General features: G+C 72.7%; 13 protein-coding genes and 1 pseudogene. 9 read left to right on the forward strand and 5 right to left on the reverse strand.

What is annotated here, in order from left to right; translation table 11 throughout:
- Positions 1-231: 231 nt before the first annotated feature.
- From ACRAS8_RS22945 to ACRAS8_RS22955, 3 genes and pseudogenes are all read left to right on the forward strand, one after another.
- A pseudogene (locus tag ACRAS8_RS22945) lies at positions 232-2,315 on the forward strand (discoidin domain-containing protein).
- Positions 2,316-2,465: 150 nt separating this feature from the next.
- Complete coding sequence (locus ACRAS8_RS22950) at positions 2,466-6,467, forward strand: ABC transporter ATP-binding protein (RefSeq protein ID WP_438487879.1); 4,002 nt, start codon at positions 2,466-2,468, stop codon at positions 6,465-6,467.
- 94 nt (positions 6,468-6,561) lie between these two features.
- On the forward strand, positions 6,562-7,980 hold the full coding sequence (locus tag ACRAS8_RS22955) for a S28 family serine protease (RefSeq protein WP_438487880.1): 1,419 nt from the start codon (positions 6,562-6,564) through the stop codon (positions 7,978-7,980).
- A gap of 230 nt (positions 7,981-8,210) precedes the next feature.
- On the opposite strand, the gene ACRAS8_RS22960 is transcribed toward ACRAS8_RS22955, so the two are convergent.
- From ACRAS8_RS22960 to ACRAS8_RS22970, 3 genes are all read right to left on the reverse strand, one after another.
- Entirely contained in the window at positions 8,211-10,031 is a 1,821-nt protein-coding gene (locus ACRAS8_RS22960; RefSeq protein ID WP_438487881.1) for a glycoside hydrolase family 3 N-terminal domain-containing protein, read from the reverse strand.
- 530 nt (positions 10,032-10,561) lie between these two features.
- The gene (locus ACRAS8_RS22965) at positions 10,562-11,401 is read right to left on the reverse strand and encodes a sugar phosphate isomerase/epimerase family protein (protein ID WP_438490569.1); all 840 of its coding nucleotides are present in this window, start codon (positions 11,399-11,401) and stop codon (positions 10,562-10,564) included.
- Between the two features lie 166 nt (positions 11,402-11,567).
- Entirely contained in the window at positions 11,568-12,764 is a 1,197-nt protein-coding gene (locus tag ACRAS8_RS22970) for a LacI family DNA-binding transcriptional regulator (RefSeq protein WP_438487882.1), read from the reverse strand.
- Positions 12,765-12,941: 177 nt separating this feature from the next.
- Here ACRAS8_RS22970 and ACRAS8_RS22975 point away from each other — a divergent pair, with 177 nt between their 5' ends.
- From ACRAS8_RS22975 to ACRAS8_RS22995, 5 genes are all read left to right on the forward strand, one after another.
- Positions 12,942-14,090 (forward strand): Gfo/Idh/MocA family protein, encoded by a 1,149-nt coding sequence (locus tag ACRAS8_RS22975; RefSeq protein ID WP_438487883.1) that lies wholly within the window; start codon positions 12,942-12,944, stop codon positions 14,088-14,090.
- A complete protein-coding gene (locus ACRAS8_RS22980; protein ID WP_438487884.1) occupies positions 14,087-15,256 on the forward strand; it encodes a dihydrodipicolinate synthase family protein in 1,170 nt (389 codons plus the stop codon). Before ACRAS8_RS22975 ends, ACRAS8_RS22980 begins: the two co-directional genes overlap by 4 nt.
- The gene (locus tag ACRAS8_RS22985; RefSeq protein ID WP_438487885.1) at positions 15,253-16,101 is read left to right on the forward strand and encodes a sugar phosphate isomerase/epimerase family protein; all 849 of its coding nucleotides are present in this window, start codon (positions 15,253-15,255) and stop codon (positions 16,099-16,101) included. Before ACRAS8_RS22980 ends, ACRAS8_RS22985 begins: the two co-directional genes overlap by 4 nt.
- 140 nt (positions 16,102-16,241) lie before the next feature.
- The gene (gene recD2, locus ACRAS8_RS22990; protein ID WP_438487886.1) at positions 16,242-18,452 is read left to right on the forward strand and encodes an SF1B family DNA helicase RecD2; all 2,211 of its coding nucleotides are present in this window, start codon (positions 16,242-16,244) and stop codon (positions 18,450-18,452) included.
- 176 nt (positions 18,453-18,628) lie between these two features.
- Positions 18,629-19,918 (forward strand): citrate synthase, encoded by a 1,290-nt coding sequence (locus tag ACRAS8_RS22995; protein ID WP_438487887.1) that lies wholly within the window; start codon positions 18,629-18,631, stop codon positions 19,916-19,918.
- A gap of 702 nt (positions 19,919-20,620) precedes the next feature.
- On the opposite strand, the gene ACRAS8_RS23000 is transcribed toward ACRAS8_RS22995, so the two are convergent.
- Positions 20,621-20,908, reverse strand: coding sequence for a heavy-metal-associated domain-containing protein (locus tag ACRAS8_RS23000; RefSeq protein WP_438487888.1), 288 nt, complete (start codon positions 20,906-20,908; stop codon positions 20,621-20,623).
- Positions 20,909-21,163: 255 nt separating this feature from the next.
- Between ACRAS8_RS23000 and ACRAS8_RS23005 the strand changes: the two genes are divergently transcribed.
- Positions 21,164-21,856 carry a DedA family protein gene (locus tag ACRAS8_RS23005; protein ID WP_438487889.1) on the forward strand — a complete coding sequence of 231 codons (693 nt, stop codon included), beginning with the start codon at positions 21,164-21,166 and terminating at the stop codon, positions 21,854-21,856.
- Between the two features lie 232 nt (positions 21,857-22,088).
- Here the strand turns inward: ACRAS8_RS23005 and ACRAS8_RS23010 are convergent, their stop codons facing one another.
- A complete protein-coding gene (locus tag ACRAS8_RS23010) occupies positions 22,089-22,967 on the reverse strand; it encodes a TSUP family transporter (RefSeq protein WP_438490570.1) in 879 nt (292 codons plus the stop codon).
- Between the last annotated feature and the right edge of the window lie 88 nt (positions 22,968-23,055).

Here is a 23,055-nt window from a genome sequence, read left to right on the forward strand (position 1 = left end):
CCCTCCTTTTGATCTGACTGGTCAGTCTAAAAGTGTGCCGTACGCGGGCCGTCTTGACCAATCCGGGGCCGCACACGGGGCCGGAAAACATCGGTCGCGGCCGGAAATCGATGGATCGTGCATTTAACGGTGACCGCCGTCACCGGCGGCTCGTAGGGTGCGCTGACGTTGGGCAGAGCCGAGGCTGGGTCCGTGCCCCAGGGCGCGTACCGGCCGCAGGGACGGAGCGACATGGACCACAGGGAACCGACGGCGCCGCAGGGCGCGCGGAACGACGACAGGGCGCGCCCGGAGCCGCCGACCGCCCCGCCACGGGCAACCGCCCCCGCACGGGCACCCCGTAGGCGACACGGGACACTCGCCGCCCTGATAGCCGGCACCCTCGTCGCGGCCCTCGCCCCGGCGACCGCCGCCACCGCCGGGACCGCCACACCGGACGCCGCCCCGTCCGCCTCCTGCACCGCCGACGGCTGGGCCGCCACCGCCACCGCCATCGACCCCAAGGACAGCCACCACGCCTACGTCGGCAACGGCTACCTCGGCCAGCGGGTCCCGCCCAACGGCATGGGCTACGCGGCCCCCGGGGGCACCACCGGCTGGCCCCTGAAGACCCCCGAGTACGACGGGTCGTTCGTCTCCGGCCTCTACGCCAAGGGCCCCGCGAACCTCCAGGGACGCCAGGCGATAGCCGCCCTGCCCACCTGGACCACCCTCGACGTCACCACCGGCGGCCCGCACCCCGAGACCTTCTCCTCGGCCACCGCGCCCGGCCGCATCAGCAACTACCGCCAGACCCTCTCCCTGCGCTGCGGCTTCGTCCGCACCTCGCTCACCTGGACCGCCGCCGACGGCCGGGCCACCGACCTGGTCTACGACGTGCTCGCCGACCGCGCCGACGCGCACACCGCCGCGGTCCGGCTGCGGATGACCCCGCACTGGAGCGGCCGGACGACCGTCACCGACACCCTCGACGGCCGCGGCGCCCGCCGCATGCAACCTGCCGGACCGGCCCCCGGCGACCGCCCCGCCCACCCCGGCACCGTCTCCGTCGGCTTCCGCACCGACGGCACCGGCACCGAGGGCGCCGTCGCCTCCACCCTGCGCGCCGGCCACGGCATACCCGACGCCCGCCCCGAGCCGCCCGCCAAGGCCACCGGCTCCGCCGCCACCACCGCCGAACAGCTCAGCGCCCACCAGCGCCTGACCTTCCCCGTCGACCGCGGCCGCACCTACGAACTGACCAAGTACGTCGGCGTGGACACCGCGCTCACCTCCCGCGGCCCCCGTACCGCCGCCGAGACCGCCTCCCGCCGCGCCGCCGACGCCGGCTGGGCCGACCTGACCGCCCGGCACCGCGCCGCCTGGCAGAAGCTCTGGCGCAGCGACATCGAGGTCACCGGACAGCCCGAGCTCCAGTCCTGGATCCGCTCCGCCCAGTACGGACTCCTGGCCGCGACCCGCGACGGCAGCGCCAACAGCATCGGCCCCACCGGCCTGACCAGCGACAACTACGCCGGCGAGATCTTCTGGGACGCCGAGACCTGGATGTACCCCGGACTCCTGGCCACCCACCCCGACTCTCCGAGGCCCGCGGCAACAAGGCCGGCGCCGGCGACCCGCACGCCGGCCGCCCCGCCCAGGACTTCCTCACCGGCAAGGGCGGCTTCCTGCAGGTCTTCACCAACGGCCTGACCGGCCTGCGGATGACCGAGGACCGGGTACGCCTGGACCCGACGCTGCCGCCACAGCTCTCCGCCGGCGTCACCCTGCGCGGACTGCACTGGCAGGGCCGCACCTTCGACGTCGCCCTCGGCGCCCACCGGACCACGGTCCGCCTCACCTCCGGCCCCGCCCTGCCGCTCGCCACCCCCGAGGGCGACAAGCTCGTCAGCCGCGGCGTCCCCGCCGTCCTCAAGACCCGCCGGCCCGACCTCGCCGCCACCACCGACGCCGCCCGGTGCACCACCGCCACCGCCACCTCCGAGGAACCCGGCATGTACGCCGGCGCCGCCGTCGACGGCAACACCACCACCGCCTGGGTCCCGGACGCCGCCGACGGCACCCTCACCGTCGACCTCGGCCGCACCGTCACCGTCGGCCGGATCACCCCGCACTGGACCGCCACCCGCCCGGTGTCCTACGCCGTCCAGATCTCGCGCGACGGCCGCCACTGGACCGGCACCGGCACCGACGAGGGGCGCAGTACCGCCCGCTACGTCCGCGTCGTCGTCCACGGCGACCACCGCCCCGCGCCCGGCGGCAAGCCCGCCCCGCGCCCCGGGATCAGCGAGCTGACGGTGACCCGGGCGCAGTGACCGCAGGGACCGGAGCCCGGGATCCCGTAAGGGGTCCCGGGCCCGCCCTGCGGGATCTCCCGGATTTCTCGCGCCGGACTGTTACGGCGGGATGAAATCCGGGGCCCCCGGCGTTGGCCCGTGCGGCAGACGACGCATGGGAGGCATCGGGTGGCGGGGACGGACACGACACACAAGGGCTGGGCACGGCGGCTGGGCCGGGACTGCCGGCACCACCGCAAGGACGTCCTGCTGGCGCTCGGCGCCTCACTCGCCGGGATGGCCGTCATGGGCCTCGTCCCGCTCATCCCCAAGCTGATCATCGACGACGTGATCGTCCGGCACGAGCAGCCCCTCGCACCCTGGGCCACCCTCCTCGTCGCCGCCGCCCTCGTCGTCTACGCCCTCACCTACCTCCGCCGCTTCTACGGCGGCCGCCTCGCCCTCGACGTCCAGCACGACCTGCGCACCCGCATGTTCGACGCGATAGCCCGGCTCGACGGCCGCCGCCAGGACGAACTCAGCACCGGCCAGGTGGTCGGCCGCGCCACCAGCGACCTCCAGCTCATCCAGAGCCTGCTCTTCATGCTCCCGATGATGATCGGGAACGTCCTCCTCTTCGCCGTCTCGCTCGCCGTCATGGCCGTCCTCTCCCCGCTGCTGACGGTCATCGCGCTGGCCGTCGCCCCCGCCCTGTGGTTCATCGCCCGCCGCAGCCGCACCCGCCTCTTCCCCGCCACCTGGTACGCCCAGGGCCAGGCCGCCGCCGTCGCCTCCGTCGTGGACGGCGCGGTCTCCGGCGTCCGGGTCGTCAAGGGCTTCGGCCAGGAGGAGCAGGAGACCGGCAAGCTCCGCGAGGCCGGCCGCCGGCTGTTCGCCGCCCGGCTGCGCACCGTCCGCCTCAACGCCCGCTACACCCCCGCCCTCCAGGCCGTCCCCTCCCTCGGCCAGGTCGCGATGCTGGCGCTCGGCGGCTGGATGGCCACCCGCGGCCACATCACCCTCGGCACCTTCGTCGCCTTCTCCACCTACCTCGCGCAACTGGTCGGCCCCGTCCGGATGCTCGCCATGATGCTCACCGTCGGCCAGCAGGCCCGCGCCGGCGTCGAGCGGGTCTACGAACTCATCGACACCGAGCCGACCATAGAGGAGCACCCGGACGCCCACGCCCTGCCCGCCGACGCCCCCGCGACCGTCGTCTTCGACCACGTCACCTTCGGCTACGGCCCGCACCACGACCCGGCCGCCGACGCCGCCGCCGGCCCGGCCCGCCCCGCCCGCCCCGTGCTCGACGACTTCTCCCTGCACATCGACGCCGGCGAGACCGTCGCCGTCATCGGCGCCTCCGGCAGCGGCAAGTCCACCGTCTCCCTGCTGCTGCCCCGCTTCTACGACGCCACCGCCGGCCGCGTCCTCGTCGGCGGCCACGACGTCCGCGACCTCACCCTGGAATCCCTGCGCGCCGCCATCGGCCTCGTCCCCGAGAGCAGCTTCCTCTTCTCCGACTCCCTGCGGAACAACATCGCCTACGGCCACCCCGAGGCCACCGACGAACAGATCCGCGCCGCCGCCCACGCCGCCCGGGCCGACGGCTTCATCACCGCACTGCCCCACGGCTACGACACGGAAGTCGGCGAACAGGGCCTGACCCTCTCCGGCGGCCAGCGGCAGCGCATCGCCCTGGCCCGCGCCATCCTCACCGACCCCCGGCTGCTGGTCCTCGACGACGCCACCTCCGCCGTCGACGCCCGCGTCGAGCACGAGATCCACGAGGCACTGCGCGGCGTCATGGCCGGCCGCACCACCCTCCTGATCGCCCACCGCGCCTCCACCCTGGCACTCGCCGACCGGATCGCCGTCCTCGACGGCGGCCGCCTCGTCGACGTCGGCACCCAGGAGGAACTGGCCGGCCGCTGCGCCCTCTACCGCCGGCTGCTGACCGACCCCGAGGAACTCGGCGGCGTCCCCCACGACCCGGCGGGCACCGCGGCCGCCGCCGACGGCACCCGCGGCGCCTTCGACGGCGAGTACGCGGCATCCGGCACGGCCACGCTGCTGGAGCCCGCCACCGACGGCGACCGGCCGCACCCCGACACCACCCCCCGCCGCCCGGAAGCCCTGATCGACGCCACCCCGGACGCGCCCGCCGACCCCGACGCCGCGGCCGCCACCGGCGGCATCACCCCCGAACTCTGGCTCCGCCGCGAGGAAGAAGCCGAGGCGGGCGCCGCCGGCCCCGCCCCCCGCGGCACCCCCGCCGCCGCCACCATGGCCGGCAGCCCCGCCACCCCCGAACTCCTCGCCCAGGTCGCCGCGTTGCCCCCGGCCGCCGACACCCCCGACATCGACGAGGCCGCCGCCGTCCGCCCCGAGCCCTCCTACGGCCTGCGCCGCCTGCTGCACGGCTTCGGCCGCCCGCTCCTGGTGGCCCTCCTCCTCGTCGCCGTGGACGCGGTCGCCTCCCTGCTGCTGCCGGTCCTCATCCGGCAGGGCATCGACGACGGCGTCCGCCGCGGCATCCTCGCCGGCGTCTGGACCGCCGCCGGGCTCGCCCTCGCCGTCGTCGCCGTCCAGTGGGCCGCCCAGATCGGCGCCAACCGCATGACCGGCCGCACCGGCGAACGCGTCCTGTACTCCCTCCGCCTGAAGATCTTCGCCCAGCTCCAGCGCCTCGGCCTCGACTACTACGAGCGCGAACTGACCGGCAAGATCATGACGCGCATGACCACCGACGTCGACGCGTTGAGCTCGTTCCTCCAGACCGGCCTGGTCACCGCCGTCGTCTCGGTCCTCACCTTCTTCGGCATACTCGTCGCCCTCCTCGCCATCGACGTCCAGCTCGCCCTGGTCGTCTTCGCCACCCTGCCCCCGCTGGCCCTGGCCACGTACGTCTTCCGCAAGCGCAGCGTCAAGGCGTACGAACTCGCCCGCGAAAGGATCAGCACCGTCAACGGCGACCTCCAGGAGAGCGTCGCCGGACTGCGGATCGTCCAGGCGTTCCGCCGCGAGGGCCACGGCGCCGAGCGGTACGCCGCACACAGCGACGCCTATCGACGGGCCCGGGTGCGCGGCCAGTTCCTGATATCCGTCTACTTCCCGTTCGTCCAGCTGCTGTCCTCCGTGGCGGCCGCCCTCGTCCTGATCGTCGGCGCCGACCGCGTCGGCACACACACCCTCACCGCCGGCGCCCTGGTCGCCTACCTCCTCTACATCGACCTGTTCTTCGCCCCCGTCCAGCAGCTCTCCCAGGTCTTCGACGGCTACCAGCAGGCGTCCGTCTCGCTCGGCCGGATCCGCGAACTGCTCGCCCAGCCCACCTCCACCCCGCCCGCCGAGCACCCCCGCCCCGTCCCCGCGCTCCGCGGCGACCTCACCTTCGAGAACGTCCACTTCCACTACGGCGACCACGACGAACCGGCCCTGACCGGCATCGACCTCACCATCCCCGCCGGCCAGACCGTCGCCTTCGTCGGCGAGACCGGCGCCGGCAAGTCCACCCTCGTCAAACTCGTCGCCCGCTTCTACGACCCGACCACCGGCGCCGTCCGCATCGACGGCACCGACCTGCGCGAACTCGACCTGACCGGCTACCGCCGCCGGCTCGGCGTCGTCCCCCAGGAGTCCTACCTCTTCCCCGGCACGGTCCGCGACGCCATCGCCTACGGCCGCCCCGACGCCACCGACGCCGAGGTGGAGGCCGCCGCCCGGGCCGTCGGCGCACACCCCATGATCGCCACCCTCGAGGGCGGCTACCTCCACCGGATCGCCGAACGCGGCCGCAACCTCTCCGCCGGACAGCGCCAACTCCTCGCCCTGGCCCGCGCCGAACTCACCGACCCCGACGTCCTGCTGCTCGACGAGGCCACCGCCGCCCTGGACCTGGCCACCGAAGCCGTCGTCAACCAAGCCACCGAACGCCTCACCGGCCGCACGACCGCAGCAGGAGAGACCCCCGTCCCCTCCCCGCGCACCACCCTGATCGTCGCCCACCGCCTCACCACCGCCGCCCGCGCCGACCGGGTCGTGGTCCTCGACCACGGCCGGATCGCCGAGGACGGCACCCACGCCCAACTCCTCGCCCGCGACGGCCGCTACGCGCAGCTGTGGCGCACTTTCACCGGCGAGGCGTCGGCACCCCCCTCGAAGACCGCGGGAGCGTCCCTCACAGTGTGATCACGGCGCCCCAATGGGGGCTGGTGGCGCCCCCGCCGCGCGGATAGGTTCGGCCCGACCTCTGTCACCCCAAGTCACCCCAAGGGGAGGGCCCATGCGCAAGGGCAGAAGACGGCTGCTGACGCTCGCCGTACTCATAAGTGCGGCGAGCGTCGGCGCACCGGCCGGAGCAGCCACCGCCGCCGGAGCGGACACCACCGACATCAAGGACCGGATCCTCGCGATCCCCGGCATGCACCTCATCGAGGAGAAACCGGTCGACGACTACCGCTACTTCGTCCTCGACTACACCCAGCCGATCGACCACCGGCACCCGGAGAAGGGCACGTTCCAGCAGCGGCTGACCCTCCTCCACAAGTCCGTGGACCGCCCGACGGTGTTCTTCACCTCCGGCTACAACGTCAGCACCACCCCGTCCCGCAGCGAACCCACCAAGATCATCGACGGTAACCAGGTCTCCCTGGAATACCGCTACTTCACCCCGTCCCGCCCGGTGCCCACCGACTGGAAGAAGCTCGACATCCGGCAGGCCGCCACCGACCAGCACCGCATCTTCCAGGCCCTGCACGCGATCTACCCCAACAACTGGATCGCCACCGGCGGCAGCAAGGGCGGCATGACCGCCACCTACTACCGCCGCTTCTTCCCGCACGACATGAACGGCACCGTCGCCTACGTCGCCCCCAACAACACCGACCGCGACGACACCGCCCCCTACGACCGCTTCTTCGCCACCGTCGGCACCCCCGAGTGCCGCGCCGCCGTCGGAAAGATCGAGCGCGAGGCCCTGCTCCGCCGCGACGAGATGGTCAACCGCTACGAGAAGTGGGCCGGTGAGAACAAGCGCACCTTCACCCTCATCGGCACCGCGGACCGCGCTTACGAAGTCCTCGTCACCGACCTGGTCTTCGGCTTCTGGCAGTACCAGCCCGCCAAGACCGCCTGCGCCCAGGTGCCCGAACCCACCGCCTCCACCGACACCCTGTGGACCTGGATCGACAAGGTCGGCGGCTTCGACTCCTACACCGACCAGGGCCTGACGAAGTTCCAGCCGTACTACTACCAGGCGGGCACCCAGCTCGGTGAGCCCAAGTACCACTACCCCAACCTCCGCGGTCTGCTGCGCTACCCCGGCATCAACAACTCCCGCAGCTTCGTGCCCCGTTCCCTCCCCATGCGGTTCGACAAGCGCGCCATGCCCGACGTCGACCGCTGGGTCCGGCACCACGCCAACCACATGATGTTCGTCAACGGCCAGTACGACCCGTGGAGCGCCAAGCACTTCGAACTCGGCCGCGGCGCCCGGGACTCGTACCTCTTCACCGTGCCCGGCGGCAACCACGGCGCCAACATCGCCCAGCTCAAGGACGCCGACCGCACCAAGGCCACCGCCGAACTGCTCACCTGGGCCGGGCTCCCGGTGCCCGCCGACGGCCACGCCGTCCCCCAGGCCCCGGCCGACAGCCGCCTCGACCGCTCGCAGCTCTCCCGCAGCACGACCCTGCGGCCGTGACCCGGTCATGACGCGGCCGGCCATGACGCGGCCGCGACGCGGCCAGCCGTGAACGCGACCCTGACGCGGCTGTAGGCCCGCGCCGTGCCGGGCGGCACAGACACACACGTCCGGTGCCGATGCCCGGACGCGCGGCGGGTGCGTGCCCTCACCTCGGGAGGACACGCACCCACCGGCCCGCCACCTCAACACCCCTCAGTACCGCAGCCCGTTCAGTACCGCAGTCCGGTTCAGTACCGCAGACCGTGCCCGATCTGATACAGCGCGGTCTGCGGCGCGTCCGCGCGCATTATCGGCACCGGCAGCCGGCCCACCGGATCCCGCCGCCCGGCGATCACCCGCGCCGCCGCCCGCAACTCCACATCCGTCCACGAATAGCTCGCCAGCCCCGCCTCCACCCCGTCCAACAGGGCGATGTCGTACGGATTGCGGATCGCCAGCTGCACCACCGGCTTCCCCGTGGCCAGCAGCTCCGCGACCAGCGTCCGCTGCGCCGACGACGGGGTGACGTCGTACGTCGCCACCACCGCCGCGTCCCGCCGGCCCAGCGCCGCCCGCGCCCGGGCGATCACCTGCCGGGACGGCGCCGTCCCGGTGGACAGCGCGGTGGCCTCGAACCCCAGCCCGGTCAGCTCCCGGGCCAGGACCTCGGTCGGCGGGCCGCCGGTGCCGGACGGCGCGGCCGGGTCCACCCCGGCCACCAGCAGCCGGCGGGTCCGCCGCCGCGACAGCGGCAGCACCCCGCCGTCGTTCCGCAGCAGCGTCGTGGTGCGGTCCGCGATCCGGTCCGCGGCCCCCCGATGCGCCCGAGCCCCCACCACCCGGTCCACCTGCTGCCGCGAGGTGTACGGGTCGGCGAACAGCCCCCGGCGCTCCTTCAGCAGCAGGATCCGCAGCAGCTTGGCGTCGATCTCCCGCTCGCTCAGCTCGCCGTCCCGCAGCGCCCGGACGACCGCGGTGTGCGCGACCGACAGATCCGGCGGGTTCAGCAGCTGGTCGACGCCGGCCTTCAGGGCCAGCACCGGCACCCGATCGTCCCCGTATTTCACCCGGACGCCCTCCATGCCGAGCGAATCGGTCACCACCACCCCGTCGTAGCCCAGCCGCTCCCGCAGGATGCCGGTGACGATCGGCCGGGAGAGCGTTGCCGGATCGCCGCTGGGGTCGAGGGCCGGCACCACGATGTGCGCCGTCATCACCGAGTCGATCCCGGCGGCGATCGCCGCCTTGAAGGGCGGCGCGTCCAGCCGCTCCCACTCCTCGGCGGTGTGGTGGATGTACGGCAGCCCGACATGGCTGTCGGTATCGGTGTCGCCGTGCCCGGGAAAGTGCTTGGCGCAGGCCGCCACCCCCGCGCCCTGATAGCCGCCCACCTGGGCCGCGACCATACGGGCCACCGCCTCCGGGTCGGCCCCGAAGGAGCGGACGCCGATGACCGGGTTGGCGGGGTTCACATTGACGTCCGCGTCCGGCGCGTAGTCCTGCCGGAGGCCCATCGCCCGCAACTCCTGCCCGGAGATTCGCCCGGCCGTCGTGGCGTCCTCCACGGACCCGCCCGCACCCAGCGCCATCGCCCCGGGCAGCAGCGTCGCCGGCGCCCCGATCCTCGCCACTATGCCGTGCTCCTGGTCCGTGGAGATCAGCACCGGGACGGGCACGCGCAGGTCGGCGGCGGCATCCTGGATGCCGTTGGACAGCTCGGCGATCTGGTGCGGGTCGCGGGTGTTGTGCGCCCAGCCGAAGTAGATGATGCCGCCGACGTGGTACGTGGCGATCAGCTCGGCGGCGTTGTCGACCCCGATCTCCTTGCGGTTGGCCGCGACGTCGGCGGGGTCCGGATCGGTCGCGGACTCCCCGTACACCCGCATCACGAAGAGCTGCCCGGCCTTCTCCTCCGGCGTCATACGGGCGATGATCCGGCGCAGCCGGTCCAGGTCGGCGGGCGAGGGCGGCGGGGCGGGGGAAGGGACGGCGTGCGCGGGGCCGGCGCCCAGGGCGGCGGTCGCGGCGGCTGCGGCGGCGGTGGTCAGGACGGTACGTCTGGAGTGCATCTGCGCTCCTTCCGGGGGGCTTCCTCGAACGCGTGAAGGAAACTTCCAAGGAGACACGGATAGCCGGAAAACAACTGCCGGTCAATGACGGTGAAGCTCGGCGTCGTTCAGCGATTGCGGTGGGGGGCGGGGTGTGGTGGGGGCGGGTGGGGCGTCGAGGGGGTGGTGGGGTTGGGGCGGGTCGGCGGCTTGGCAGGGTGGTGGGTCGGTGGGGCGGTGGGTGGGGGAGTGGTGTGACGGGGTGTTGGTGGGTGTGGAGTGAGGGGTGGGTTGGGTGGTGTGGGTGCTGCGTGGGTTGCGGGGTGATGCGGAGCACTGCGGGAAGGGGTGGTGAGGGGCGGGGTTGGGCTCGCGCGTGCTTCCTTATACTCGCAACGATTACGGAGAGTGATTTGTTCCTTACGGTGGGGCCCTTACGGTGGGGCTTTTCGCGGCGTTGCGCTCCGGCGTGTGCGCGCATCGACCGGGCACGCACGCACCGGTCCCGCCCCTCGCGCACCGATCCCGCCCCTGACTCAGCCCCAGTTGCCTCAGTTGTTTGCTTCCTCGATGTTGTTCGCTTCCTCGATCAGTCGCTCCAGGTGTGTCCGGCCCTGCCTCAGTAGGCCGGGGAGTTCCGCCGCGGCCGGGTGCCACCGCTTCTCGTATTCCCAGCACCACCAGCCGACGGGCCTCGGGCCGAGTGCTGCCACCACCTCCGGCAGCGGCAGTACCCCCGCGCCCAGTTGAAGCGGCGTCAGGTCTTGAGCCGATGCCACGTCCTTGACCTGTACGTACCCCAGATGTCGTCCCAGGTGTCGGCCCAGTGCGGCGCGGGTCGCGGCGGGTGTCTCCCCGCCGAGCCAGCTGTGCAGCACATCCCACAGCGCGCCCATCTGCGGATCGTTCACCGCTTCCAGGATCCGGGCCGCCGCCGCTCCGGTGCGGTGTGAGTCGTGGGTCTCCAGCAGCACCCGCACCCCGCGCTCCGCGGCCAGCGGTGCCACCGCGGCCAGCCGGCGGACCGCGTCCGCAGTCGCGCGCTCCGCCGGACGGTCGCCGCCGCCGGGGAAGACCCGGACGTACCGGGCCCCCAAGTCGGCTGCCAGCAGCACCAGTTCGGTGAGTTCGTGCGCCAGTGCCGCCTCGGCCGCCGCCCCGGGGCACTCCGCCGCGACCTTGGCGTACCCGGCGACGGCCAGGACCTCCACACCCGCGTCCGCGAATCGGCCGCGTACCGCTGCCCGCTCCCGTATGCCCAGCAGCGGATGGACCGGCTCCTCGGGGTGCGCCCGCAACTCCACACCCTGATAGCCGCACTCCGCGGCCAGCCGTACCACCTCGTCGATCGGCATTCCCGGCACCCCGAGCGTCGAGAACGCCGGCCGCATACTGACCGATGCGCCGTCGCCGTCCACTACCCTGCCTCCTTTCGTCTCTGTCCGTCCTGCCTCCGGTTGTCCCCGTTCGCCCTGCCTCCGGTCGTCTCCGGCTGTCCGCCCCGTCTCCCGGTGTGCTCGTCCGCGTTCCGTCCCCCCCGTTGGCCTTCATCCCACGTCAGCCGCCAGACCTGCCCGAGCCGGTTCTGCCCGAAACCGCGCCGCGGCCGCCCCCGACCGTCGCCGTTCCGGACCGCGCCGGCTCCGTCGACTCACGTACCAGCAGCTCCGCGGGCAGCGTCGCCACCCCGCCCGGCGGCGCCGTCGCCCGTCCCACCGCCAGCCGCCCGGCTCGCGCCCCGGCCTCCCGCAGCGGCAGTCGCACGGTGGTGAGCGCGGGCGTGGCGTCCGCGCTGAACGGCAGATCGTCGAAGCCGGTGACCGAGACGTCCTCGGGTATGCGCAGTCCCCGGTCGCGCAGCGCCGCGCACACGCCCAGCGCGGCGGTGTCGTTGGCCGCCACGACGGCCGTCAGTGCCGGCTCCCGGCGCAGCAGCTCCAGGGCCGCGTCATAGCCGGAGCCGCGGTCGTAGGCCCCGGGGACCGTGCGCTCCGGCACGTCCGCTATGCCGTGCGCGGCGAGCGCGTCGCGGTGGCCGGCCAGGCGCTCGGCGGTGGTGGTGCGGCCGGCCGGGCCCGTCACGCAGCCGATCCGGCGGTGTCCCAGCGCCAGCAGATGCCCCGTCAGCCGTCGGGCGCCGCCGCGGTTGTCGAACGTCAGGGTGACGGGTGGCATGGCGGCCGGGGGGCGTCCGGCGAGCTGTGGAGGCGTCTCCTCCGCCTCGTCCCCTTCCTGCTCTGCCCCTTTCTGCGTCCCGGGCGGATCCGGCCGGGGCCGCCCGCACAGCACCACTCTGGTGCCCGCCTCCGTCAGCCGTGCCAACCGGGCGGCGAGCGCCCGCGCATGGCCCGGATCGGCCGGGGCGCCGCCGGTCAGCACCACCGCGGCCGCCCGCTGCCGCTGGAGGTGGGTGAGATAGTCCAGCTCGCGCGCGGGGGAGCCGCCCGTACTGCACACCACGGCCAGCTTCTCGCCTCCGGGGCCGGCGGCCCCGCCCAACTCCCCCTGGACGGCGCTCGCCAGCACCCCGAAGAACGGGTCGGCGATGTCGTTGACCAGGATGCCCACCAGGTCCGAACCGGCGCCGGCCAGCGCGCTCGCCGGGCCGTCGACGACATATTCCAGCTCCGCCACCGCCCGCAGCACCCGGCCGCGGGTGCCCTCCGTCACCCGATAGCGCCCGCTGAGCACCCGCGAGACGGTCGCCGGCGACACCCCCGCGCGCGCCGCCACATCCGTCAGCGTCACCGCCATCACACCCTCCCGCACGTCTCGACATCCGCCGAACACACCCTTGTTGGCGACCTGCCACGCAGGCTAGCGTCCCCTCTCGGAGAAAGCGCTTACTGTCCACAGGCGCCCCTCTGCACACCCCCACTCCGAAATCACTCCGCACCCACTCCGCCCACCGAGCGCGAGAGAGGCCGGGCCGTGACACGCAGGACCGTACGCATCGCCATGAACGGCGTGACCGGGCGCATGGGCCACCGCCAGCACCTGGTCCGCTCCCTCCTCGCCCTGCGTGACCAGGGCGGACTCCCGCTTGACGACTCCACGGTGATCTGGCCGGAACCGGTGCTGGTCGGCCGTTCCGGGCCGCGGGTCCGGGCGCTGGCCGACCGGCACGGCCTCGCCTGGAGCACCGATCTCGACACCGTCCTCGCCGACGACACCGTCGAGATCTACTTCGACGCCCAGGTAACCGCCGCCCGCGCACCGGCCGTGAAGAAAGCGATTGCCGCCGCCAAGCACGTCTACGTGGAAAAGCCCACCGCCACCGGCACGGCCGAAGCCCTGGAACTCGCCCGGCTCGCCCAGGAAGCCGGCGTCAAGCACGGCGTCGTCCAGGACAAGCTCTTCCTCCCGGGGCTGCGCAAACTGCGGCGCCTCCTGGACGTCGGCTTCTTCGGCCGGGTCCTGTCCGTGCGGGGCGAGTTCGGCTACTGGGTCTTCGAGGGCGACTGGCAGCCGGCCCAGCGCCCCTCCTGGAACTACCGCGCCGAGGACGGCGGCGGCATCGCCTCCGACATGTTCCCGCACTGGGAGTACGTGCTGCACGAGCTGTTCGGGCCGGTCCGCGCCGTCCAGGCTCGGGTCGCCACCCACCTCCCGCGCCGCTGGGACGAGTCCGGCACCCCCTACGAGGCCACCGCCGACGACGCGGCGTACGCCCTCTTCGAACTGGACGGCGGCGTCCTCGCCCAGATCAACTCCTCCTGGGCGGTCCGGGTGCACCGTGACGAACTGCTGGAGTTGCAGGTCGACGGCACCGAGGGCTCCGCCGTCGCCGGACTGCGCCGCTGCCGCGTCCAGCACCGCACCACCACCCCCAAACCCGTCTGGAACCCCGACCTCCCGTCCACCGAGCCGTTCCGCGACCAGTGGCAGGAGGTCCCCGACAACGGGGAGTTCGACAACGCCTTCAAGGCCCAGTGGGAGCGCTTCCTCCGGCATGTGGTGGCCGACGGGCCCTGGCACTGGGACCTCTGGTCGGGCGCCCGCGGCGTCCAGCTCGCCGAACTGGGCCTGCGCTCCTCCGCCGAGGGCCGCCGGCTGCCCGTCCCGGAGCTGTCCCGGTGACCGCGCCCGGGCCCGCGTTCCCCTCCGGGACGCCGCCGCGGCCGCGTTCCCGTACGGTCTTCGCCGCCGCCCATGTGGTCGCCGACCCGCGCGCCGACACCACACCGGAGGGTCCGGCCGCCCTCGACTGGGACGCCACCCTCGCCTTCCGCCACCACCTGTGGGCACACGGGCTGGGCGTGGCCGAGGCGATGGACACCGCCCAGCGCGGTGCGGGCCTGGACTGGCCGCGCGCCGCCGAGCTGATCCGCCGTACGGCCGCCGAGGCGCGCGCCGTCGGCGGCCGTCTGGCCTGCGGCGTCGGAACCGACCAACTTCCGCCGGGCAGCGCCACGTTGGCCGATGTCCGGGCCGCCTACGAGGAGCAGCTCGCGGTAGCCGAGGACGCCGGCGCCCGGCCCGTCCTGATGGCGTCCCGCCAACTCGCCGCGCTCGGTGCCGGCCCGGACGCCTACCGCGACCTCTACGGCCACCTGCTGCGCCAGATCACCCGTCCGGTGATCCTGCACTGGCTCGGCCCGATGTTCGACCCGGCGCTGGCCGGCTACTGGGGCAGCCCGGACCTCGACGCCGCCACGGAGACCCTCCTCGGCATCATCGCCGACCATCCCGGCGCGGTGGACGGTGTCAAGGTCTCCCTCCTGGACGCCTCCCGGGAAGTACGGCTGCGCCGCAGGCTCGCGGCCATGGGGGCGGTGGCGGGGACCTCGGGCAAGAAGAAGGGCGGGGGCGTGCGCTGCTACACGGGCGACGACCTCCACTATCCGGAGCTGATCGCCGGTGACGCGCACGGCTTCAGCGACGCCCTGCTGGGTGTCTTCGACCCGCTCGCCCCACTGGCCGCCGAGGCCCTCCGCCGTCTCGACGCCGGCGACCCGGCCGGCTTCCGCGCCGTCCTCGACCCGACGCTGCCCCTGGCCCGGCATCTCTTCGCGCCGCCCACCCGCTACTACAAGACCGGTGTGGTCCTGCTCGCCTGGTTGGCCGGGCACCAGTCGCACTTCACCATGGTCGGCGGCCTGCAGTCCGCCCGTTCCCTCCCGCATCTGCGCCGCGTCCATGAACTCGCCGCCGCGCTGGGCCTGTTCCCCGACCCGGACCTGGCCGCCGCGAGAATGCACGCCCTCCTGGCCGTCCATGGTGCCGAGGAGGCGGGCACCCCGTGACGCATGCCGAGCCGCTGCCCCTGCTGTCCCGTCTGAGCCTCAACCAGGAGACCGTCCGGCAGTGGTCGCTGCCCGAACTCGCCGACGGCTGCGCCCGGGCGGGGCTGCGGGGCGTCGGCCTGTGGCGGGCTCCGGTGCGCGCCTACGGGGTGCGGGCCGCCGCCCGTCTCGTACGGGACGCCGGGCTGGCCGTCAGCAGTCTCTGCCGGGGCGGCTTCTTCACCGCAGAGGATCCTGTGGAGCGCCGGGCGGCTTTGGCGGACAACCGGGCGGCCGTCGAGGAGGCCGCGGCCCTGGGGACCGGCACCCTGGTCCTGGTGTCCGGCGGACTGCCGCCGGGCAGCCGGGATCTGCCCGGCGCCCGGGAGCGGGTCGCCGACGCGCTCGCCGAACTGGCCCCGTACGCCGCCGAGCGGGGCGTCCGGCTGGCGCTGGAACCGCTCCACCCGATGTACGCGGCGGACCGGTGCGTGGTCTCCACGCTCGCCCAGGCCCTGGATCTGGCGGAGCGGTTCCCCGCCGGCCAGGTGGGCGTGGTGGTGGACAGCTACCACCTGTGGTGGGACGACACGCTCGCCGCCCAGCTCGACCGCGCCGCCCGCCCCTGCCGTATCGCCGCCTTCCAGCTCGCCGACTGGATCACCCCGCTCCCGGAGGGCGTCCTGCTGGGCCGGGGGCAGTTGGGCGACGGCGCGGTGGATCTGCGCTGGTTCCGCGAACGGGTCGACGCGGCCGGCTACCGGGGCCCCATCGAGGTGGAGATCTTCAACCCCGCGCTGTGGTCCCGCGACGGCGCCGAGGTCCTTGCGGAGGTCGTCGCCCGCTTCACCACCCATGTCGCCTGACCCGGCGCGGCCGGCGATCCGGCCGGCGCCCGCCGAGCGCTCGCCGACCGGGGCCGGCAGCGCCCCGTCCGCCGCCGTCGGCCGCCCGGCTCCCGCACCGCCGGCGCCGCGCTGTCAGCGCCCGGCGGTACCGTCGAGGCATGGTCAACGCAGCCGTGGTGGAAGGGGTCCTGGAGCGGATCACCTACGCCAACGAGGACAACGGTTACACCGTCGCCAGGGTCGACACCGGCCGTGGCTCCGGTGAGCTGCTGACCGTCGTCGGTGCCCTCCTGGGCGCGCAGCCGGGGGAGTCGCTCCGGATGGAGGGCCGCTGGGGCTCCCACCCCCAGTACGGCAAGCAGTTCACGGTGGAGAACTACACCACCGTCCTGCCGGCGACCGTCCAGGGCATCCGCCGCTATCTGGGCTCGGGCCTCATCAAGGGCATCGGCCCCCGTATCGCCGACCGCATCACCGAGCACTTCGGCATCGAGACCCTCGACGTCATCGAGAAGGACCCCGGGCGCCTGATCGAGGTGCCCGGCCTGGGCCCCAAGCGCACCAGGCTGATCGGCGCCGCCTGGGAGGAGCAGAAGGCCATCAAGGAGGTCATGGTCTTCCTCCAGGGCGTCGGCGTGTCCACCTCCATCGCGGTGCGGATCTACAAGAAGTACGGCGACGCGTCGATCTCCGTGGTGAAGAACCAGCCCTACCGTCTCGCCGCCGACGTATGGGGCATCGGTTTCCTGACCGCCGACCGGATCGCCCAGTCGGTGGGCATCCCGCACGACAGCCCGGAGCGGGTCAAGAGCGGCCTCCAGTACGCCCTGTCGCAGTCCACGGACCAGGGCCACTGCTTCCTGCCCGAGGAGCAACTGATCGCGGACGCGGTGAAGTTGCTCCAGGTGGACACCGGCCTGGTCATCGACTGCCTGGCCGAGCTGGCCGAGGACCCGGAGGGCGTGGTCCGCGAGAAGGTCCCCGGTGCGGAGGACGGCGATCCGGTCACCGGCGTGTATCTGGTGCCGTTCCACCGCGCGGAGCTCTCCCTGGCCGGGCGGCTGACCCGTCTGCTGCGCACCGGCGACGACCGGATGCCGGCCTTCCAGGGCGTCGACTGGGACCGGGCGCTGGCCTGGCTGGCGCGGCGTACCGGGGCGCAGCTGGCCCCCGAGCAGCAGGCGGCGGTCCGCCTGGCGCTGACGAGCAAGGTGGCGGTGCTCACGGGCGGTCCGGGCTGCGGCAAGTCCTTCACGGTCCGTTCGGTGGTGGAGCTGGCCCGTGCCAAGCAGGCCAGGGTGGTGCTGGCGGCGCCCACGGGCCGGGCGGCCAAGCGGCTGGCGGAGCTGACGGGTGCGGACGCCTCCACCGTTCACCGCCTGCTGGAGCTCAAGCCGGGCGGGGACGCCGCCTATGACGCGGACCGCCCGCTGGACGCCGATCTGGTGGTGGTCGACGAGGCGTCGATGCTGGATCTGCTGTTGGCGAACAAGCTCGTCAAGGCGGTCCCGCCGGGCGCCCATCTGCTCCTGGTGGGCGACGTGGACCAGTTGCCGTCGGTGGGTGCCGGCGAGGTCCTGCGGGATCTCCTGGCCGAATCGGGCACGGTGCCCGCGGTCCGGCTGACGAAGATCTTCCGGCAGGCCCAGGAGTCCGGTGTGGTCACCAATGCGCACCGCATCAATTCCGGTGTCCCCCCGCTGACCAGCGGCCTGAAGGACTTCTTCCTGTTCCCCGAGGAGGACGCGGAGGAGGCCGCCCGGTTGACGGTGGACGTGGTGGCGCACCGTATCCCGGCGAAGTTCGGTCTCGATCCGCGCCGGGACGTGCAGGTGCTGGCCCCCATGCACCGCGGCCCGGCGGGTGCGGGGGCGCTCAACGGCCTGCTCCAGCAGGCGGTGACCCCGGCGCGCCCGGATCTGCCCGAGCGCCGCTTCGGCGGCCGGGTCTTCCGCGTCGGCGACAAGGTCACCCAGATCAGGAACAACTACGAGAAGGGCCGCAACGGCGTCTTCAACGGCACGGTGGGGGTGGTCACGGCCCTGGACGCCGTCGAGCAGCAGTTGACGGTCCTGACGGACGAGGACGAGGAGGTGCCGTACGACTTCGACGAACTGGACGAACTCGCCCATGCCTACGCGGTGACGATCCATCGCTCCCAGGGGAGCGAGTATCCGGCCGTGGTGATTCCGGTCACCACCAGCGCCTGGATGATGCTCCAGCGCAATCTGCTCTATACCGCCGTCACCCGGGCGAAGCGCCTGGTGGTGCTGGTCGGCTCCCGCAGGGCCCTCGGCCAGGCCGTACGCACGGTATCCGCCGGTCGGAGGCACACCGCGCTGGATCACCGGCTCGCCGGAGCGATGTGAGGTCTCCCCTCTTTCCCAATCGGGGCGAACGGGAGCAGGATGGACTCCAATGCGGCACTGAGTGCCGCGATGAGGCCCTATGGCCGACCCCGAGTGCACATCCAAGGTCCAAATGGGGGAAGGTATAGGCAGTCAGGGCACCTCGAAGAAGAGGCACAACGTCGGTGAGGGATGACGTGAGCGACAACTCTGTAGTACTGCGTTACGGGGACGGCGAATACAGCTACCCGGTCGTCGACAGCACGGTCGGCGACAAGGGCTTCGACATCTCGAAGCTGCGCGCCCAGACCGGTCTGGTGACCCTGGATTCCGGTTACGGCAACACCGCGGCGTATAAGTCCGCGATCACCTACCTCGACGGTGAAAAGGGCATCCTGCGTTACCGCGGTTACCCGATCGAGCAGCTCGCCGAGCGCAGCACGTTCGTGGAGACCGCCTACCTCCTCATCAACGGTGAGCTGCCCACCGTCGACGAGCTGGCGAATTTCAAGCAGGACATCACCTACCACACCCTGCTCCACGAGGACGTCAAGCGCTTCTACGACGGCTTCCCCCGGGACGCCCACCCGATGGCGATGCTGTCCTCCGTGGTCAGCGCGCTGTCGACGTTCTACCAGGACAGCCACAACCCGTTCGACGAGCGGCAGCGGCACATCTCCACGATCCGCCTGCTGGCCAAGCTCCCGACGATCGCGGCCTACGCCTACAAGAAAATGGCCGGCCACCCGGTCGTCTACCCGAGCAACGACCTCGGTTACGTGGAGAACTTCCTGCGGATGACCTTCTCGGTCCCCGCCGCCGAGTACGAGCTGGACCCGGTCGTGGTCAGCGCGCTCGACAAGCTGCTGATTCTGCACGCGGACCACGAGCAGAACTGCTCGACCTCCACCGTGCGCCTGGTCGGCTCCTCGCAGGCCAACCTCTTCGCCTCGATCTCGGCGGGTATCAACGCCCTCTGGGGCCCCCTGCACGGTGGCGCCAACCAGTCGGTGCTGGAGATGCTGGAGGGCATCCGGGACGCCGGCGGCGACGTCGACACCTTCATCCGCAAGGTGAAGAACAAGGAAGACGGCGTGAAGCTCATGGGCTTCGGGCACCGCGTCTACAAGAACTTCGACCCCCGGGCGAAGATCATCAAGGCCGCGGCGCACGACGTCCTCTCGGCGCTGGGCAAGGAGGACGAGCTCCTCGACATCGCCCTGAAGCTGGAGGAGCACGCGCTGGCCGACGACTACTTCGTCGAGCGCAAGCTCTACCCGAACGTCGACTTCTACACCGGCCTGATCTACCGGGCCATGGGCTTCCCGACCGAGATGTTCACCGTGCTCTTCGCGCTCGGCCGGCTGCCCGGCTGGATCGCCCAGTGGCACGAGATGATCACCGAGCCCGGTTCCCGGATCGGCCGTCCGCGCCAGGTCTACACCGGTGTGGTCGAGCGCGACTTCGTGCCCGTCCAGGAGCGCTGAGTCCGGTTCTCGCGCGGCGGCCGGACCGGCGCCGACTGTTACGCACTGGTGATCGATAATCGCGTAAACGCGAAGCGCCCGGTGCCGGTCCGGCCGTTGCGCGAGCGCGTGCAGGCAAAACGAAAGCGCCCCGCCTCCGGATCCCCCCACGGGTCCAGAGTGCGGGGCGCTTCCCATGTCCCGGTGCGGATTCCCCCCACGGGATCCGGCCGGGCGTTCCGGGTTGCACCGCGCTCTGCCGGGACGCGCACATACGGGAGGGCCGCTCAAAGCTCCCCGGGCGCGTCGCCCCGGCCAACGCGGAGCCGGGCGCGGTCCCCCAAGACCTTGCACGGCTGTCGCAGTGCAAGCCCCGCCGGGGTGCCTGCACTGCCCGGTTAGACTCGCGACCCCCCTCGATGGTTACGTTCCGAAGAGTGTGATCTGGGTCTCATGCCATATGGGGGCGAATACGGTCAAGGGCTTCCATTTGGAGATCGGCGCCCCAAGGTATGGGTGTTGTGTCAGTTGTAAAGGCCGTGTGAATTTTCGTGGCCGCATCCTGGCGTTGTGACCATTCGACGCTGATCGTCCCGGTCTGCGGCGATTACCGTGGGTGTCCGGTTGGGGGAGCGTTCCCCGATACGCGCGAGGCGCAGGCCGCGCCGCCGGAGCGGGTGCGTCCTGCGCCTCGTGAACGGGCGTGACGGCGTCGGCCCGGAATCAGACCTGCGCCACGAGCTCGTAGCCCGCCTCGTCCACCGCCGCGCGCACCGCCGCCTCGTCCAGCGGCGCTTCCGAGGTGACGGTCACCAGGCCGGTCGACGCGACCGCCTGCACCGCGCTCACCCCGGCGATCTCGCCGATCTCGGACGACACCGCGCCCTCGCAGTGCCCGCAGGTCATGCCCGTGACCTTGTAGGTGGTGGTCACCGTGCCGGACTGGACGGCGGTGCCGCCGCCGGACCGGCGGGAGCCGTCAGGGGTGCAGCAGGAGCTGTTCTCAGTCATGGGATTCTCCTCGTGGTGCCGTGTGTGCCGACATGCGCCGGTACGGGCGATGTGGCCGTTGCGCTCAGTGTGGTGCCCGCGTGGCACGGGAGGGCGCGGTGACGGCCGGTGTCGTCCGCCTGACTTTCCTCACACTATACCCCCTAGGGGTATGAATCCAGCTCGGGACCCCCGGACCGCACGCGTTGCCGCCCACCCCGCCACGCGCCAGCCTGGGGCTACGGACTCGGGGCGCGGATCCGAGGAGGCGGCCGGATGGACGGCACACTCGCCCTCTACGGCCTGCTGGCGCTCACCACCCTGCCGCCACTGGTCCCCAACTCCGCCCTGCTGGTCTCCGCCGGCATCCTCGCCTCCGAAGGGCACCTCACGCTGCCGCTCGTCCTGGCCGTCGTCGCGGGCAGCGCCCTGCTCGGCGACGCGCTGATGTACCTCGCCGCCCGGCGGTTCGGCGGTCCGGTCCGCGCCTGGATGCTCCGCCGCCCGCGCCGCCGCGCGGCACTCGAATGGACCAGTCGGCGGATCCGGCGCTACGGCGTGCCCTTCGTGATCGCCGTGCGGTTCCTGCCCAGTGGGCGGATCGTCGGCCCGCTGGCCTCCGGGGTGCTGCGCTACCCCCTGCGCAAGTACCTGATCGGCGCCGGTCTCGCCGAATCCCTGTGGGCGGCCTACTCCGTCGGCCTCGGCTACCTCGGCAGCGCCGCCGCCGGAAACCGCCTCTACGCCGCGGGCATCGGCCTCGGCGTCTCCGCCGTCGTCGCCATGGCGGGCACCGCCGTCCAATGGGCCGCCCGCCGCCATGCCCTGCACGCCCGGGGCGAGCGCCCGGTGGCCGGCGAACTCCCCCTCGCCGACCACGAGATAACCCGCGGGCCGGAGCGCGGGACCGGTCACGAAACCGACCGCGAGGAGGGCGGCGACCAGGCATCCTCCAACGCCACGGCGTGACTGTCAGTGGTCGCCCGTAACGTTGGGGTCATGACGACGGAACGGGAAATCGCAGCAGGCAAGCGGGCAGGCAAGGCAGCGGGCAGGGCCGAAGGGCGGGTACGGATCGAGCGATGGACGGAAGCCGGCCTCGACCTGCTCCGCAAGGCCAACGCCCCGGAGATGACCCGGTACTTGGGCGGCCGAAGACCGAGACCGTGCCCGAGGCGTCCCCGTGCGAGCCTGCCTCGCCTCAGCGCAACAGCCCGATGCTGGCGAGGGCCGTGAAGGCGAGCGCCAGCCGCTCGAAGGCGCCCTGGTCGATGCGGTGCACCAGCGCCCGCCCGGTACCCGCACCGACGACCACGGCGAGCGACAGCAACGCATCCAGCGCGAGCCCGTCCGCCGTGACCAGCCCCAGCCCCACGCTGAACGGCACCTTGACGAGATTGACGATCAGGAAGAACCACGCCCCCGTCCCCAGAAACCCGAGCATCCCGAAACCGGACGAGAGGAGGTACAGCGACATCGCCGGACCCCCGGCGTTGGCAACCATGGTGGCGAAGCCGGCGATCAGTCCGAAGAGCAGTTCTCGCAGGCGAAGTTGACGGGTCGTCGGGCCGGCCCCGATGTCGTCGGGGCTCTCTGGTCCCGCTTGGGCTCCCTTCTGGGCGGGCGCCCGGGCGGGATGCCTGGCCCGGGTCCAGGTCCGGGCCAGGGCGCGGGAGTTGGTGCCGGACCGGGACGGAGACCGGGACCGGGAGCCGGCGCGGGCCCGTTGCCACCCGTGGTGCACCGCCACCGTCAGCAGGAGCACGCCGATGGTGCGCCGCGTGACGACGTCATCGGTCCGCGCGACGAACACCACGCCGAGCAGCACCCCGGCCGCCACCGACGGCAGCAGCCGGAGCAGCACGGCCCGGTCGGCGTGCCCCCGATAGGCACGGACGGCCAGCACATCACCTACGAGCAGCAGCGGAAGGAGGACACCGGTGGATTCCCTGGCCGGGAGCACGGCCGCGAAGAGTGCCACGCTCAGCGCCCCCACGCCGCTGACGGCGGTCTTGGAGACCCCCACCAGCAGCGCGGCGAGCACCAGCGTGACCAACGGCAGCGCGCCCAACGACAGCATGCCCAACTCCGTTCCGGGGGTGGCCGCGAGATGTTCCACCATGCCGACGGCCCCGGCCCCGGCCCCGGCCCCGGCCCCGGCCCCGGCC

The sequence above is a fragment of the Streptomyces sp. S186 genome, assembly GCF_051603415.1.
Taxonomy (GTDB): Bacteria; Actinomycetota; Actinomycetes; order Streptomycetales; family Streptomycetaceae; genus Streptomyces.

What these genes read in the sequence shown, in the direction of transcription:
- ACRAS8_RS23005 (WP_438487889.1), top strand. Translation starts at nt 21,164, where the DNA reads ATGGACGGCACACTCGCCCTCTACGGCCTGCTGGCGCTCACCACCCTG.
- ACRAS8_RS22970 (WP_438487882.1), bottom strand. Translation starts at nt 12,764, where the DNA reads ATGGCGGTGACGCTGACGGATGTGGCGGCGCGCGCGGGGGTGTCGCCG.
- ACRAS8_RS22955 (WP_438487880.1), top strand. Translation starts at nt 6,562, where the DNA reads ATGCGCAAGGGCAGAAGACGGCTGCTGACGCTCGCCGTACTCATAAGT.
- ACRAS8_RS22960 (WP_438487881.1), bottom strand. Translation starts at nt 10,031, where the DNA reads ATGCACTCCAGACGTACCGTCCTGACCACCGCCGCCGCAGCCGCCGCG.
- ACRAS8_RS23010 (WP_438490570.1), bottom strand. Translation starts at nt 22,967, where the DNA reads ATGCTGTCGTTGGGCGCGCTGCCGTTGGTCACGCTGGTGCTCGCCGCG.
- ACRAS8_RS22965 (WP_438490569.1), bottom strand. Translation starts at nt 11,401, where the DNA reads ATGCGGCCGGCGTTCTCGACGCTCGGGGTGCCGGGAATGCCGATCGAC.
- ACRAS8_RS23000 (WP_438487888.1), bottom strand. Translation starts at nt 20,908, where the DNA reads ATGACTGAGAACAGCTCCTGCTGCACCCCTGACGGCTCCCGCCGGTCC.
- recD2 (WP_438487886.1), top strand. Translation starts at nt 16,242, where the DNA reads ATGGTCAACGCAGCCGTGGTGGAAGGGGTCCTGGAGCGGATCACCTAC.